This window comes from Candidatus Nitrospira bockiana, from assembly GCF_965152565.1.
The window spans coordinates 3,015,200-3,032,706 of record NZ_OZ224215.1 but is presented as its reverse complement, the minus strand read 5'-3'; the positions used below and the strand labels follow the sequence as shown (position 1 = coordinate 3,032,706).

7 protein-coding genes are annotated in these 17,507 nt (G+C 63.8%); all 7 read left to right on the top strand.

The window, feature by feature from the left end:
• The first annotated feature begins 257 nt into the window (after positions 1–257).
• The 7 genes from ACWHYV_RS14740 to ACWHYV_RS14710 all read left to right on the top strand — a co-directional run bounded on the left by ACWHYV_RS14740 (position 258) and on the right by ACWHYV_RS14710 (position 17,404).
• On the top strand, positions 258–1,520 hold the full coding sequence (locus ACWHYV_RS14740) for a TolC family protein (RefSeq protein ID WP_447977256.1): 1,263 nt from the start codon (positions 258–260) through the stop codon (positions 1,518–1,520).
• 35 nt (positions 1,521–1,555) lie between these two features.
• Entirely contained in the window at positions 1,556–4,693 is a 3,138-nt protein-coding gene (locus tag ACWHYV_RS14735) for an efflux RND transporter permease subunit (protein ID WP_447977255.1), read from the top strand.
• A gap of 4 nt (positions 4,694–4,697) precedes the next feature.
• A complete protein-coding gene (locus ACWHYV_RS14730; RefSeq protein WP_447977254.1) occupies positions 4,698–5,816 on the top strand; it encodes an efflux RND transporter periplasmic adaptor subunit in 1,119 nt (372 codons plus the stop codon).
• A gap of 17 nt (positions 5,817–5,833) precedes the next feature.
• The gene (locus ACWHYV_RS14725; protein ID WP_447977253.1) at positions 5,834–6,211 is read left to right on the top strand and encodes a PadR family transcriptional regulator; all 378 of its coding nucleotides are present in this window, start codon (positions 5,834–5,836) and stop codon (positions 6,209–6,211) included.
• A 125-nt stretch (positions 6,212–6,336) separates the two neighbouring features.
• Positions 6,337–6,690 carry a hypothetical protein gene (locus ACWHYV_RS14720; protein ID WP_447977252.1) on the top strand — a complete coding sequence of 118 codons (354 nt, stop codon included), beginning with the start codon at positions 6,337–6,339 and terminating at the stop codon, positions 6,688–6,690.
• 288 nt (positions 6,691–6,978) lie between these two features.
• Entirely contained in the window at positions 6,979–7,977 is a 999-nt protein-coding gene (locus ACWHYV_RS14715; protein WP_447977251.1) for a hypothetical protein, read from the top strand.
• Between the two features lie 190 nt (positions 7,978–8,167).
• Entirely contained in the window at positions 8,168–17,404 is a 9,237-nt protein-coding gene (locus tag ACWHYV_RS14710; RefSeq protein ID WP_447977250.1) for a calcium-binding protein, read from the top strand.
• Positions 17,405–17,507 lie beyond the last annotated feature (103 nt).

Genomic DNA, 17,507 nt, shown 5'->3' with positions numbered 1-17,507 from the left:
AAGGCTCGACGGGGGGCGGAAGACGGCACCCGAGCGGTTGACAACGGCGGCCGGTTTCCATAGACTCTAAAATCGATATCGAACCTCGATATAGGTGCCCTCTGCGCGTTCGCCTGATCATCGGCCTCGTCGTTGCCGCGTGGCCGGCCGTCGCTCTCGCCCAACCCCTGGACCGGCCGCCTTCGCCGCTCACGATCGCACAAGCCATCCAATTCGCCATCGACCACTTCCCCTCCGTCCGCACGTCCCTGGCTCGGGTGGCCGCCGCGAAGGCCGGCATCGATCTCAGCCGCACGGCGTATCTTCCGCGGGTCGAGGTGGGCATGCAGGCCCATGTGTCGAGCTTCAACAAGATCAACGGGCTCTTCATCCAGACGCCGTACACCGCCCCCATTTGGGGGCCCCAACGGCCTGAAATCTCCTATGCCGGAGCGTATGGAAGCGCGGCGGGCATCGTGGGCGCGTGGGAGCCGTTCGATTTTGGCTTCCGGGCGGCGAACGTCGAAGCCGCGCGCGCCGTGGAGCGACAGACGGCGGCCGGCGTCTCGTTGACCAAGCTCGATGTTGCACTCGGTGTCGGCGACGCCTATTTGGCCCTGTTGATGGCGCAGCAGACGGTGGACGCCATGAAGGGCAACGTCGAGCGCCGGCAGGTGTTTGCGGACACGACGTCGGTGCTGGTCAAGAGCGGGCTGCGGCCCGGCGTCGACGCGAGCCGGGCGCAGGCCGAACTGGCGATGGCTCGCACGCAGCTCATTCAGGCCGAGCAGGCCCAGGAGGTGGCCAGGGCCACGCTCGCCGAGGTGCTTGGGGTGGCGGGGGAGCCTATTGTGATCGCGGTCGAGCCGCTGCTGAACCTTCCCGTCGAGCCGCCGGTGTCCGAGGCCGCTCCGTGGACGCATCCGCTCGCGATTGCCCAGAAGGCCACGGCCGACGTCTTCCGGAAGCGAGCCGAGGCGCTGAACCGGGCCTGGGTGCCCCGGGTCGACCTGATCATCATGTTCTTCGGCCGTGGGAGCGGATGGGACCGGCAAGGGAACCGTGAAGGGGGAGGATTGGGCAACTTCGATGGATTTCTCCCCGACGTCCCCAACTATGCCGGGGGGCTGATGATGTCCTTCGCGCTCATGGACTTCGCATCGATCCGCGCCAAGCGTGCCATGGAGCGTCAGAACGAGTTGGCCGAGCTGGCCGGGTACGAACAGGTGTTGCAGACGATCACGGCGAAGCACGCGAAGGCGCAGGCGACGGCCGAAGGGGCCAAGAGGATCGCGGAGAATACCCCGATCCAGCTGGCCGCCGCACGGGAGACCGAAAAACAGGCGCGGGCCCGGTACCAGAGTGGGCTCGCGACCGCAGTCGAGGTCGCGGAGGCTCAGCAATTGGTGGTGCAAGCGAGTATCGATGATGCCTTGGCCCGCCTCGGCGTCTGGCGATCCCAACTCGGTTTGGCCGGCGCACGCGGGGACGTCGCCCCCTTTCTCGATCTCGTCGAGCGGTCGGCACGGAAACAATCGTAGCCATGTGGCTGATCCTTGCGGCAATGCGGAGGCCGGTGACGATCCTGACCGCTGTGGTCGCGATCGCCCTGTGCTCGTTGCTCGCGCTGAAACGCATGCCGATCGACATCTTCCCGAACCTGGGGCTGCCGGCGATCTATGTGGCCCAGCCGTATTCGGGCATGGACCCCGCGCAGATGGAGAGCTACCTCGTCTCCTTCTACGAATATCACTTCCTGTACATCACCGGCATCGAGCACGTCGAATCCAAGTCGATTCAGGGGGCCGCTTTGATCAAGCTGTTCTTCCACCCCGAGACCGACATGGATCAGGCGCTGGCGCAAACCGTCGCCTATGTGAACCGCTCCTGGGCGTTCATGCCGCCGGGCACGGTGCCGCCGTTCATCGTGCGGTTCGATGCCGGGAGCGTGCCGGTCGGCTCCCTCGTGTTCCGCAGCGACACGCGCAGCGTGGGGGAGATCCAGGATCTGGCCCTGTTCCGGGTGCGGCCGATGTTTGCCACGCTGCCGGGCGTCTCGGCCCCTCCGCCCTTCGGCGGGAATGCGCGCACGATCGTCATCCATGTCGACCCCGACCGCATGCGCGCCTACCACATGGCGCCGGAAGAGGTCCTGCAGGCCATCAACAAGAGCAATCTCGTCGTGCCGGCCGGCAACGTGCGCATCGGTGATCTCACGACGATTGCGAGAGTGAACTCCGTGATCCCGACCATGGCGGAGTTCGGGGACGTGCCGATCCGCACGGGAGCCGGGCCCACCGTCTTCTTGCGGGATATCGGATACGCGGAGAACGCCACCGATATCCCCACGGCCTATGCCCTCGTCAACGGGCGGCGGGCGGTCTACATCCCGGTGACCAAGCGCGCGGATGCATCGACGCTCGCCGTCGTCGACCGGGTGAAGGAGGCGATCCCCAAGTTCCAGGCGCTGGTGCCGGAGGACATCTCGATCAGCTTCGAGTTCGACCAATCGGTCTACATCAAGAACGCCGTCAGGTCCTTGACGACAGAGGCCATGCTGGGAGCGGTCCTCACCGGCCTGATGGTGCTCCTCTTTCTCCGGGACTGGCGGAGCGCCGCGATCGTGCTCCTCACGATCCCCTTTGCGCTGCTCTCCGCCGTCGTCGCCTTGTGGGTGGCGGGCCAGACCATCAATATCATGACGTTGGGGGGCCTCGCCCTCGCGGTCGGCATCCTGGTCGATGAATCCACGGTGGCCATCGAGAACATCCACGCCCACCTCGGCCGAACGCCGAACCGCGCCCGCGCGGTGGTCGATTCCGGGCGCGATGTTGCGGTGCCCCGACTGGTCGCCATGTTGAGCGTCTTGGCGGTCTTCATCCCGTCGTTCTTCATGGTCGGGGTCGGGCGGGCCCTCTTCGTCCCGCTGGCGCTGGCCGTCGGCTTCGCCATGGCTGCGTCCTATTTCTTGGCCAGTACGCTCGTCCCGGTGCTGGCGACCTGGCTGCTCAGATCGGGATTCCATGCCGAGGCCCAAGGATCGAGGTTCGAGCGCGTGCAGGCGCGCTATGGCCGGGTGGTCGATAGACTCGTGCGCGTGGGGTGGCTGGTGATTCCGCTCTATCTCGTCCTCACGGTGGCGATCATCTGGATCCTGGCCGGGCGTCTTGGGATGGAGATGTTCCCCTCCGTCGACACGGGCCAGTTCCAGCTCCGCGTGCGCGCGCCGGATGGAACCCGGATCGAACGCACCGAGGTTCTGGCCCAGCGGGTGCTCGACGCGATCGCCGATGAGGTCGGCGTCGACAATATCGCGATCACGCAAGGGTTCGTCGGCGTCCAGCCTGCGAGTTATCCGGTCAACACCATCCATCTATGGACGAGCGGACCCCATGAAGCGGTCCTGCTCGTCGCCCTGAAGCCGGGGACGGGGCTGTCCGTCGAGGCGGTCAAGGAGCGCCTTCGTGACACGCTGCCTCGGCTGTTCCCCGGGACCAAATATGTGTTCGAGGCCGGGGACATCATCAGTCAAGTGATGAGCATGGGCTCGCCGACGGCCATCGAGGTCGCGATGAGCGGGCCGAAGCTGGAGGCAAACCGCGCGTATGCCGACCGGGTGCTGGAGGAAATGAAGCAGATCGGGAGCCTGCGCGACCTGCAGTTCGGGCAACCGTTGGAGTACCCGACGATCGAAGTGACGGTGGATCGCGTTCGGGCCGGCCAGCTCGGTCTCTTCATGGCCGATGTGGCCCGCTCCCTCGTCTCGGCGACCTCGTCCAGCCGGTTCATCCAGCCCATGTTCTGGCGCGACCCGTCCTCGGGCAATGCGTACCAGGTCCAGGTGGAAATTCCCCAATATGCGATGGCGTCGTCCGAGGACGTCGAGAACGTGCCCGTGATGCCCAACGGGGCGCCGGGGCCGCTCGTGAGGGAAGTGGCCCGGATCGCACCCGGCTCCATGATCGGCGAGTACGCCCGCTACAACATGCAGCGGATGGTGACGGTGACCGCGAACGTGTCGGGCGAGGACTTGGGCCATGCGGCCGATCGGGTGTCGGCCGCGATCGCCCGGGCCGGCGATCCTCCCCGCGGTGTGAACGTCGCGCTTCGGGGGCAGGCGGCCCCCATGCGAGAAACGTTGGACGGTCTCCGGGTGGGTCTCGGCCTCTCGATCCTCGTCATCTTCCTGCTGCTCGCGGCCAACTTCCAGTCGCTCATGAGCGCGGTGATCGTCCTGTCCACGATGCCGGCGGTCCTGGCCGGCGTCATGCTCGCGCTCCTCGTCACCGGCACGACGTTGAACGTGCAGTCGTTCTTGGGCGCAATCATGGCCGTAGGGGTCGCGGTGGCCAACGGCATCCTCCTGGTCTCGTTTGCCGACACACGCTGGCAGGCCGGCCGCACGGCGGCGGACGCCGCGGTCGAAGGCGCACAGGGCCGACTGCGCCCCATTCTGATGACCAGCATGGCCATGATCGCCGGGATGATCCCCTTGGCGCTCGCCCTCGGCGAAGGCGGTGAGCAAACGGCGCCCCTCGGGCGGGCCGTCATCGGGGGGCTCGGGGCCGCGACGATCGCGACGCTGCTGATCCTCCCGACCGCGTTCGCGGTGATGAAGCGGCGATCGCGTCCGGCGGTCCGGTCGCTCGATCCCGATGACCCGATGAGCCCCTATTACGACCGGGGCGTCGAGCCCACTCGGCAGGAGGCATGACGGGATGAGGCGAGCGCTCATCATCGGGGGGCTCCTGGCGACCGTGCTCGTCTCGGCCGTGGTGCTCGTGCTCGACGGCAAAGACGGCGGGACCGTGGAGAAGAAGGCGCCGGCCGACCGGGCCGCGCCGCCGGAAGGCACGCGAGCGGGGACTCCTCGGGTCACGGTCGTCCCCGTGATCGAGCAGCGCTTGGAGGACACGGTGCGGCTGCCGGGCGAGCTGCATCCGTATCTCACCGTCGATCTCTACCCGAAAGTCACCGGCATCCTCGAATGGATCGGCGTCGATCGAGGGTCGACTGTCAAACGAGGTCAGGTGCTGGTCCGGCTGGCGGCCCCCGAGCTGTCCGCTCAGCGGGCGGAAGCGGAAGCGAAATTACAGGCGGCGCGCATCACCTACGGACGGCTGAAGACGGCGGCGGCGTCGCCCGGTGTCGTGGCGCCGAACGATCTCGAGATCGCCAAGCGCACGGTGGAGGCCGAGCGCGCGCGTGTGCAATCGTTGAAGGACATGGAAGCGTACCTCGTGATCACCGCGCCGTTCGACGGCGTCGTCACGACGCGCACGGCTCACCCCGGGGCATTGGTCGGGCCGGGAAGCAGCAGCGGCACGGGGGCCAATCTGCCGCTCCTCCGCATCGAGCAGGTCGCGCATCTCCGGCTCATGGTTCCGGTACCTGAACAGTACACGGGCACGATCGGTGTGGGGCAACGCGTGCGATTTTCAGTCCCGGCATTTCCAGACAGGACGTTCGAGGGGACGATCAGCCGAGTCGCGCATTCCGTGGACGTGAAGACCCGCACCATGCCGGTCGAGATGGACGTGGACAACGCCGACGGACTGCTGGCTCCCGGGATGTTCCCGCAGGTCGAGTGGCCGGTGCGGCGGGCCAGCCCGACCTTGTTCGTCCCCGCGAAGTCCGTCGCGGTGACGACGGAGCTGACGTTCGTGCTTCGCGTCCGGGATGACACGATCGAATGGGTCAAGGTGCAGAAAGGGCAATCGATGGGCTCGCTCATCGAGGTGTTCGGCGACCTGCGTCCCGGTGATGCCGTCGTCGAGCGTGGCACGGATGAGCTGAGGCCGGGCACCAAGGTCAGCATCACCACGTCGGAGAGTTGAGCCGCAGGAGCGCTGCCATGCCCCGCGCCTCGAGGCGATCCAACGCGTCAGAAAGTGTCTCCTCCGCTCGTCTCGGGCGGTCGGATCAGCTCGACCGCCAGTTGTTTCTCGGATTCGTCCGGACCCACATCCTGTTTCATGCCGATGAGGCGCCCATCTGCGGCGTGGGGATCACCGAAGAGCTCGCCACGCACGGCTATCGCCTGAGCCCCGGCACTCTCTACCCCATCCTCCATGCTCTGACCAATGCCGGTTACCTGCGCTGCATGTCCAAGCTGGAGAACGGGCGGGTCCGCAAATACTACACGATCACCACGCGCGGGCGATGGGTGCTCGGGGAGGCGAAAAAGCGGCTCAAAGAGCTCGTTGAAGAGGTGCTGGAGGATGGGCGGTGAGGGGCCTCGCCGCAGTCCGGAAGATGGGTGTGGACTGGACCGCCTGAGTTGGACCTTGGTCCAATAGGAAACGTAGGAGTCCTTCCTTAGAGTGCAGCGGCCACTCATCACAATAGGAGGGACCCATGACCGATCGCGTATCCACCCCCGAGAGCGGCTCTGAAGAGACCGAGAAAAAGAAGACGGTTGCAGTGCCCGTGCGGCTCAAGCCCGCAGACCATTCCGATCACCCTGTCGTCAGCAACTACACCTCACTCACCCCGGTCCCCGGGTTCGTCTATCTGGACTTCGGCTTTCTCGAGCCGTCGACCCTCTCGGGACTCGCGCAGTCGGCGAAAGCCGGAAAGGCGATGCCGCCGGCAGTGCAAGGGCGGCTCGCCGTTCGCGTCGCCTGCAGTTACGACGTGCTTCAAAACCTGTCCCATCAAATCGGTCAGGTGCTGAACGGGCTCAAGACTTCGCCGCAGATCGGCAAGTAGGTCCGCCCCCCGGCCATGACCCGAAGGACCGGTTCCTTCCTCGTCCCCGTACGCGCACTCGTGCGGCGACGGGGTTTGAGCGCCACGCGCTCTACGGTTGGAGCGGCACCGGCGGAACGCAGTGCTGGGACCATGGTCTAGGGCCAGCGGTGGGCTGGCTGATAGGGCCAAAAGATGTCTTGACACCGCATGGCTCGCACGGCTACGGTGCGCCACCTTTGTATACGTAGCAAACCTAAGAATGCAGAATGCAGGTGTTTCGGATGTCCCTTCATCAAAGGAGCCCCCATGTACGGCTGTCGGCTGAGAAGCGCCGGTGATCGAGACGCCCCCGGGAAGTCAAAAGGCCTGCTCCTGATCGCGGTACTGCTCGAAACTTGGGCTCTCCTCCACGGGACCGCGTGGGCGGAAACGCCGGGGGAGCGGTTCCGGAAAGCCATAGCCCGAGAGGCCGAGTATTGTGCGACGCACACGATCAAGCCCGCGAACCGCCGTTGCGACATCACGAAGCTACAACCTGCTGATCCGCTCGCGACGCCCGAAGGGGCGTTTGCTCATTCCATTAAGATCCCCCATCCGGTTCCCGAAGACAGCGGCTACAGGCCGGGCATGACCCCTCAGGAGTACTTCGAGCATCTGTGTAAGACCGAAGCCGGGGAGTTCATCTACAAGACGGTGGAGAATGTAGAGGGATTGCTTCAAATGCGATCCCGGGAAAATCCAACAGATACAGAGCTGGAACATTTGTACGCAATAGAGGACCCCTACGGCCATTCCGTAGGTGTGCGAGACCACCCGGAAGAGTATTTTGTCCAACCCGCAATAGGCAAGTATCAGTTTCTCGAAATCCCTTTGCCGAAGAATTCGAAAATGGGTGAAGAGATGAAATACCGGCGGTATTTCCGAGATGAGAAGGCACATCCAGGAAGGGATTATCAAACAGCGGTTAAGGGACAATTCACGCGCGTTCCATATATTGTGGCAGAAGAAAAGCTGTCTTCTGCCCGGAGTCGATATGGCTACACCTGGCGTGGGATTACTCGTCCCCACGACCGTGAACTTGGAATCGCCGGGGGCGAATTGATCATCCTTGACCTTGGAAGTAATGAGGTGCTCGCAGTTAGGCGAGGTTTTGTCCGAAGCGGATACATGCGAAACATGACCGGAGTGTGGTGGCTGACTGCGCAAAAGTGTTCAGAGGAGTCGCTTAAGACCGATGCACAATTCATTAACCAAGTGTTGAAACCGATGCCTTCAAACGCCGGAGAAAAAAATGAGTCAAAGTAACATCTCGGCTTGGTTGAAGTTTGCCCTGCAACAAATGGCTGCAGAGTCGTATCTTGATCAGCTTCTGGCAGGGCGGGTCATTCGAGAGATTCTCATCGACGGCAACAATGACACGCGATTTGTCCAACCAGATGCTAGTGGCAATTTACCCGGCAAGACACGCTTTACGAATGTCCTAGCCGACCGCTTCTTGTCAACCTACGACATCGTCGATCACCATGCCAACGATGCCACTGGTTTCTCGGCCACTGTCTTCAAGTACACCGAGAATGGACAGGTCAAATACACCCTCTCGCTCCGCAGTAGCGAGTATGCAAGTGATGCCAATGGTGGTGATCGATCGCGGGACATTTTCGGTGCCGATGCCGAGATCAAGGACCGCGGCTTTGCCTTTGCGCAGCTCGTGAGCCTGAAGCGGTACTTCGAGGACCTTCAACAAGGCAGAAAGTCGGACGGCACGCTCGATCCCACTCTCGCTGAGTTCTTCGGGAACGCCGAGAACACATTTACGGTGACCGGCTACTCGCTTGGCGGGCATCTGGCCACGGTCTTTACCGAGCTCTACCCAGGCCGCGTCGAGCAGACCGTTACCTTCAACGGCGCCGGGCGCGGAGATTTTCGAGGCGCCTCGTTCACGACTGAAGCGCAGGAGGCGGAGCGTCTCCGCGCCATGGTGTCGGATTTGGACGAGCGTCTGCGCTTCGTTGATCCGTTGGGGACGCTCTTCGCCGGCGGATCGACACTCAACATCTACGAAGACGAGCGCTACCTCGTCGCACGCGACGTCGTGCAAGCCGCCTATCCCACCAGGGGCACCGGGGAAATTGCCAGTGAGGTGCCCGGGTTGTTGGGCGGCATCACGAGATCCGACGGGGCCTTCGAGAAGATCCTTCAGCTCTACGGCCATGCGAAATCAGGGCAGGATGTGGAACTGGTGGCGAACTCCGGCATTCATGGGCCAACCAAAGAAGTGCTCACCGAAGGGCAGCCCCTGATCGAGGATATCAACCCTCAAGATCCGTGGAAGTCACAATACGGCAATTCCCACAGTCTCACCTTGCTGGTCGACTCCCTGGCGCTCCAAGAGTTGTTTCAGCAGCTCGATCCTAACCTAGAGCAAGAGCAGATCGAAGCCATCTTCACCGCCGTGTCGGATGCCAAAGCCGCACTCGTCGGACAAACGCACGTCGCCGAAGGGGACACCCTCGAGTTGGCGCTGGATGCGCTCCGCATCCTCTTTCTGGGCGATCAGGTCGTCCCGACTCCCTTCAACGACAACGGCGGCGGGTTTGGCGATTTGACCAACCGCAATCAGTTCTATGCCGGCATGGACGAGGTCCGGACGGCCGCGAACGGCCGAACGTTTCGGATCGAATCGCTCGTCGGGGAAGCATCGGGGGGTGCTTTTGCTGCGGCGCGACAGGGTAATGAGATCGGCCTCGCCTACAGGTACGCGCTCAAAGAGCTCAATCCCTTTGCCGTGATCGGGGCCGACTACAGCGCGCACAACCAAAATGGCGAGCTCGACCTGTACGATCCAACGACAGGCGACGGGACATGGAGTCTGGTTGCCTTGAGCGATCGAGTGGAGCTGCTCGCCGAGAAGGTGAAGTTCACCGTGGCGAATGGCACTCCCGGCACAGTGAGCGCCACGCTCTACGAGGATCAGACGACGGGTTTCAACAATGGTCAGCATGCAACGGCAAGCCAAGTCGTGATGTTTGGAAATGCCGAGGCGGACGAATTCTTGGGCCGTGCCGGGAACGATCATATCTACGGTGGAGCTGGGGCAGATACCATCAAGGGCTTCGGCGGCCACGATTATCTGGAAGGCAACGACGGTGGCGACGAGCTCTTCGGCGGGTTGGACAACGATACGCTCCTCGGCGGATCCGGGATCGATACGCTCGACGGCGGCGAGGGGCACGACACGCTGAACGGGGGGCTCGATGATGACGTCTTGCGAGGCGGCCTGGGGCTCGATCGGTATCAATACCGGAGCGGGTTCGGGGCCGACGTTATCGAGGATCCGACCGGCGATGGGTTCGTGGAGTTTGATCTCCAGACGCTTCAGGGCGGGCTGCACTGGGAGGGCGACCCCGCCGACACCTACCGCAGCCACGACGGCCGGTTCACCTTCGTCCGTTCCGGGGCCGACCTCATCATCAATGACGCCGTGACCATCACAAACTTCGTCGACGGCCACTTGGGGATCCATCTCGCCGAGGCGTCCGGGTACACGACCAGCGCGCCACCGGTGCTCGATGAGAGCAACGGCTTTCCCACGTTTACGAAAGTCGACGGCGAGGGGGACGACACGGACGCCTTGTTGGGGAACACCAACTACGTCGTGCAGGGGAATGGCGGCAACGACGTGCTGCTGACGGCTCAGGGCAATGATCAACTGTTCGGGGGGACCGGCAACGACACGCTGCGGGCCGGCAGCGGACAGGACCAGCTCTTGGGAGACGAAGGGCACGATTCGCTCCATGGCAATGCCGGCCAGGATGTCCTCTACGGCGGCCTCGGGGACGATGTGCTCAATGGGGACACGGTCAACGACCTGAGCGTTGCGGGCGATGATTATCTCGATGGGGGAGCGGGAGATGATCTGCTCCAAGGGCAGGGCGGGAACGACGCGCTGCTCGGCGGAGACGGCCACGACATCCTGATCGGAGACGACGACGCGGCCGATCCGACGCGACCGGCAGGAAACGATTATGTCGAGGGCGGCGACGGGATCGACAAGCTCTATGGAGGGCTCGGCGATGACCGCCTCGTCGGAGGCCTCGGGGATGATCGGTTGTTCGGCGACAACATCCCGGCCGACCCCGCTCTCGTCGCCGTGCGGTTCAGCATGGAAGGCGGCAATGACCTTCTGGAGGGCGGTGACGGGAACGACTCTGTACAAGGAGACGGCGCCGATGACGTGCTCTTCGGCGGGGCCGGGGACGACCAGCTCTATGGAGACGCGCCGACGCCGGGCAGCGTCGTCGAGGGCGCCGATTGGCTGGAAGGCGAGGAGGGCAACGATCTGTTGCATGGCGGCGGAGAAGCCGACGTACTCTTTGGTGGGCTCGGGCATGATCGCCTGATCGGTGATGACGCCGGTGCGCCCGGCTTCAGCGATAGCCTCGACGGCGGTGACGGTGACGATGAGCTCGACGGCGGTGGCGGTGCGGATCTCTTGATCGGCGGCACAGGGCACGATCGGCTCAAAGGCGGATCCGGAGACGATACCTATCTCTTTCGAATCGGGGACGGCTGGGACGCGATCGAGGATACGGCCACGGCCGACGAGGGGAATACGATCGTCTTTGGGGAAGGGATCACGCCCGACCTGTTGACCTTGGGGTTTGCCGAGACCTCGCTCGAGCTCCAGGTGGGATCCGATCGGCTGTCCTTGTCCAACTTCAATCGCAACGATGCGTATGGCCTCCATGCCGTCGAGACGTTTCAATTTGCCCATGGCCCGGCGCTCACCTACCGACAGCTCATCGACAAGGGCTTCGACGTGACCGGCACTCGTGGAAGCGACACGCTGACTGGGACGGACGCGCTCGACCGTTTTGCCGGCGGAGAGGGGGATGACACGTACATCGTCACTAATATCGACGATCAGGTGATCGAGGCGGCGGGCGAAGGGCTCGACACGGTGGAAACGACGGTGGACTACACCCTCCCGGATGGCGTGGAGAACCTCCTCGGCCGAGTGACGGAAGTCCTCGGTGCTCCGGGGCCGGCCCGGCTGGCCGGGAATCAGCTCGACAACGTGATCAGCGGGCCGCAAGGCATTGTCTCCGACAACGTGCTCGAAGGACGAGGCGGAGATGACGTCTTGCAAGGCTACGAGGGGAATGACCGGCTGGACCCCGGGACCGGCAATGATGTGATGGAAGGTGGTGAAGGGGCCGACACCTATGTCTTCGCACGAGGCTATGGGCGGGATAGTCTCTTCGAACAGCCGTTTCCCGATACGGACACGATCGAGCTGGGCCCGGGACTCGCGCCCACGGACGTGGCGTTAGAGGCACGGCCCGGCGAGTACTTCTTTTCCCTGGACCTCGCCCTGACCATCCTTGGCACCCAGGACGAACTGCTGATCAAGTCGGGGTTGGATTTTTCCACGTTGCCGATCGAGCGGATCGTGTTTGCCGATGGCACGGTGTGGGATGAGGCGGCGATCGAGAGCCGGATCGGCGGAGTCTCGAGGACGGCTTCGTCGGACGAGGGAGACACGCTCTTCGGTACGCGTTTCAGCGACAGACTGACGGGTCGGGCGGGCGATGATTATCTCGACGGCGGTGAACGAGCGGATCTGATGGCAGGGGCCGCGGGGAATGACACCTATCAGGTTGACGACGTCAATGATACGGTCATCGAGCTTCCAGGCGAGGGGCATGATGTCGTCATGACGGCCGTGGATTACACGCTCCCGCCCAATGTGGAAGACCTGGAATTGACCTCCTGGTCGTCGGCGCTGGTCGCGACCGGCAATGACGGGGATAATCGGCTGACCGGGAACTCATACGCGAACGTCCTGATCGGAGGTCCGGGCCGAGATACGCTCCTGGGCGGCACGCAATATCCATGGAGTGGTCCTGATGACGACATCTTAAGAGGCGGGCCTGGCGACGATGCCTACTATGTCGACACGCAGGACATCGGCTTCGACACCATTGAAGATGCCTCCCTTCCCGGTGAAGAGAACCGGCTCCAGTTCGGCCCGGCGATTACGCCCGAAGACCTCCGCTTCACCCGGACCGGCGACGGTCTTGTGATCTCGATCGGCACTGCCGGCAACGGGATCTTGCTGGCGGGGTTTGATCCGGAGAATCCGTCGACGAGGGTCGTCAAGACGCTCGAGCTCGGGGTCGGCCCTTATCAGACTACTCCAGCCTATGGCATCGATCTCGCTGCATTCCTCGGCCCGATGCAGGGAAGCGCCTCCGCCGATGTCCTCCTGGGTGGTCTGGGTGACGACATCATCAATGCCGCCGACGGCGACGACGTCCTTCGTGGAGGCCCGGGGAACGACATCCTGATCGGAGGCCCGGGGGACGACCGGTATCTCTTCGAACTGGGGGACGGGCTCGACCTGATCGATGATCAGAGTGGGCCCGGAGGGGAGAACCGGATCATCTTTGGCGCCGGCATCGATCCAGCCTCGATCAGGATTGAATATAGCGGGACGTATGCGCAGGGCGGTCTGACCCTGTCTATCGGGACGGGCGGCGATGGGATCCATTTTTCTGGTTTCCTGGCCGATGATGCCGCCGCGCCGAGTCCGGTCAGTTCCATCGAATTCGCTGATGGCACGGTATCCTCGTTACCGGCTCTCCTGGCCCGCGGGGTCACCATACATGGGACTTCTGGAATTGATTCCCTGGATGGCACCTACTGGGACGACCACATTTCCGGCGAAGGCGGCGACGATTCCTTGGGCGGAGGTGTGGGAAACGACACCTTGGTGGGAGGGCCGGGAAATGACCGCATGATGGGCGGGCCAGGAGCCGATGTCTATCTGTTCAACTTGGGTGACGGCGTCGACACACTCGATGACCTGAAGATGAAATATGACCCAGCCTGGATTTCAGATACGGTGTTGTTTGGACCCGGGATCACGATCGGCGACATTGAAGTGTTCGATCGGAGCTTTGATGAATTGTTTATCAAGGTGGGGCAGCAAGGTGATGGCCTCGATCTTGGGTACTACATCGATGCGAATTTCGGGCTCTCGCAGCTTCAGTTCGCCGATGGCTTGAGCGTAGGGATCCACGCGCTCATCAATGCCTACACCGAGCAGCAGGCACAGGAGATCGAGCAGCCGTCCGGAACGCTCATGCTGGGTGCCGGAGGTGATGACACGCTGACGGGTGGGGCGGGGGTCACGACGCTGGTCGGCGGCGCCGGGAATGACATCCTGCGCGGCGGCGCCGGACACGCGACCTTTTACGGCGGCGTGGGTCGGGACTTGCTGGTCGCCGGCAGCGGCGGCAACACCTTCGTCTTCAGCATTGGCAGTGGGAGCGATACGATCAGCATCCCCGTCACGAGTCTTCCCGGTTCGAATTCGATCACTTTTGGCGGCGGGTATGATGAGTACCAACCCTCCATCGGACACGGCTCGCTCCTCATCCGATATGGTCCTCTGGGCGATGACGTTCATCTCGAAGGGTTCGACCCGAACGATGCCTATGCCAATCCGGGGATCGATACCTTCGTCTTCACCGACCGGGTCTTGACCTATGCGGAGTTGATCGACCTCGGATTCGATCTCCCCGGGACGAACGGGGACGACGTCGTAGTCGGGACGAACGTGACTGATCGTCTCCTTGGGTTTGGCGGAGCTGATCGATTGGAGGGAGGGTTCGGGGATGACTATTTGACCGGCGGGAGCGGCGACGACTTCCTGGCGGGAGGGGGTGGCGACGACGCCTATGTGTTCAATCTCGGTGACGGGGCCGATGTCGTCGAAGACCGGTCCACGCTCGGGGCGGGCAATCGCCTCGTCTTCGGCAGCGGGCTGGCCCTGGATGACCTTTCGGTCTCATGGGACGAGGCGGCGGGCACGGCGACCATTTTCGTGGGAACCGGCGGCGATCGCATCACGCTCCAGAGGTTCGACCTCACCGGGACTCAGGGCTCCGCCGTCATTGACACGCTCGAGTTCTCCGACGGCGGCACGGCGAGCCTCCTGAGTCTGTTCGGGCCGACGGTGACCGACGGCGACGACGTCCTCATCACGGGAAGCGGCGCACAGGTCATCGATGGGAAAGGCGGGAACGACACGATCGAGACGGGTGATGGGAACGACACGCTCAAGGGGTCGTCCGGCAACGATGCGTTGAACGGAGGCGCGGGCGACGATCTGTACCTGTTCAACCTGGGGGATGGCGTCGATGTCATCTATGACAACGCGAGGGAGGACGAAGGCAACGCGGTCGAATTCGGTCCCGGTATCACTGTCGAGAACATGGTTCTGACCCTCCGGAACGGGAGCCTTCGGGTAGAAGTGGGTCTGAGCGGCGATGCGGTCGAGATGCCCCGCTTCGATCCGGCCGTTCCTTACGGACCGCATGCGGTGGAGACGTTCCGTTTCGCCGATGGCACGGTGCTCACCTACGGCCGGCTCATCGATCGCGGGTTCGAGCTGACCGGGACGACCGGCGGCGACGTGATCATGGGCACGCATGCGACCGACCGCATGACCGGGTTTGCCGGCGACGATGAGTTGCGCGGGGCTGCTGGGCATGATGTCCTGGACGGGAGCGAGGGCGCGGATACGATGCGTGGGGGACCCGGCGATGACCGCTACATCGTCGATGATCCCGGCGATGTCGTGGTGGAAGCAGCCGATGAAGGCCTCGACATGCTCGAGGCGTCGATCACGCTGACGCTGCCGTCCCACGTCGAAGCCTTGACCTTGACCGGGGCGGCTGATCTCAGCGCGACTGGGAACGACCTCGACAATACGCTCGTCGGCAACACGGGGAACAACCGGCTGGATGGCGGTCCCGGCGCTGATCTGCTGATCGGGGGCGCGGGGGATGATCTCTATGCTGTCGATCACGCGGGCGATGTCGTCGTCGAGGATGTCGGCGCGGGGCACGATGTGGTCGAGAGCCAGGTCACGTACACACTGATCGCCCACATCGAGGAGCTCTGGCTCTCGGGGACCTCACCCATCAACGGAACCGGGAACTCGCTGAGCAACACGATCATCGGCAATGCGGCCGACAATGCGCTCGAAGGCGGTGACGGTGATGATGTGCTGAGCGCCGGGCCGGGCACGGACACGCTGCTTGGCGGGGCAGGGGACGATCACCTCACCGGCGGCCTCGATGCCGATCTTCTCCAAGGCGGGATCGGGCAGGATACCCTCGTCATCAGCCGGGACGGGACCTGGACCTCCGGGTTCGTCGCGAGGAATGCCGGGAGTCCCGGCAGCCCTGGGACCGGTCAAACCGTCGGCCTTACCGGCAAAGGCCGGTCCTTTGATGTGTTCGACGGCGGCGACGGTATGGATATCCTGCTCGGGACCGCCGGCGACGACGTCATCGCGCTGGACGATGCCTTCAGCCCGTTTGCCGGCACCCCGGGCCCCCGATTGGCCGGGATCGAGCTCATCCAGGCTGGCGAGGGGAACGATGTCGTCGACTTGACGAGCTCACTCTATGAGTATGGCGATGTCACGATAGAAGGCGGCCCCGGCAACGATACGCTCTGGGCGAGCGCCGGTGATGACCGCCTCGTGGGTGGTGCGGGGACGGACCACCTCTTTGGCGGGGCCGGCCGCGATGAGTTGGATGGGGGGACGGAGAACGACACGCTGAACGGCGGGCTTGGTGCGGACACCATGGCGGGCGGGGCCGGGAACGACACCTATGTCGTCGATGATCCCGGCGACGTGGTGACGGAGCTGCAGGGGCAGGGGACGGATACGGTCCAGAGCAGTATCACGCTCGCCCTCGCGGCGAACGCCGAACATCTGACCTTGACGGGCGCGACGCCGATCGATGGGATCGGCAACGAGCTGAACAATACGCTCACCGGGAACACGGCAAGCAACGTACTGACCGGCGGGCGTGGGAACGATGTCTACATCGTCGGGCAAGGCGATTCGGTGATCGAAGCGCCGAATGAAGGGACCGACACGGTCAGGAGTGCCGTGAGCTGGACGCTGGGCGCGAATCTCGAGCATCTGACGCTGACGGGCACCGCGGCGATCAACGGGACGGGCAACGCGCTGTCGAATGTGTTGGCCGGGAACGCCGGGGCCAACGTGTTGACCGGGGGCGCCGGTGACGACGTCTACGTCGTCGGCGCCGGGGATCGGATCGTCGAGCTGTCGGGCGAGGGCACCGACACCGTACAGAGCAGCGTCACGTGGGTGCTCGACGAGGCGGTGGAGCATCTGACATTGGCGGGCACGGGCGCGGTGGACGGAACCGGCAATCGGCTCGACAACGTCCTGATCGGCAATCCGGGAGCCAACGTCCTGACCGGGCGGGAGGGAAACGATACGCTCAAAGGCGGCGCCGGCAGCGATGTCTATCGGTTCAACCGGGGGGACGGGCAGGACAAGATCCTCGATAGTGATGCGACGGCTGGCAATGCCGATCGTGTGGAATTGGGCGCCGGCATCAGCCCGTTGGACGTGATCCTCACCCGGCAGGCCAACGACCTCCGCATCAGCCTGTCTCAGTCGACCGACCAGATCACGGTCCAAAATTGGTATGCGAGCCCCACGTACCAGCTCGAAACCGTTCAGGCCGGCACCGGCCAGCGGCTGCTCAACACGCAGGTCGAGCAACTGATCCAGGCGATGGCGACCTTCGGCGCCGAGACCGGGCTCACCTGGGAGCAAGCGGTTGCCCAGCGTCCGGACGACGTACAGCTCATCCTGGCCGCCAACTGGCAATAGAAACAGTGAGTCGTCCGGCTTGCCGCGCATCGGCCTACGACTTTCGTCACATTGACCTCGGCGGGAGTGCTCCTCCATTCTAAGCCCTCCTAACCAGAGCCCC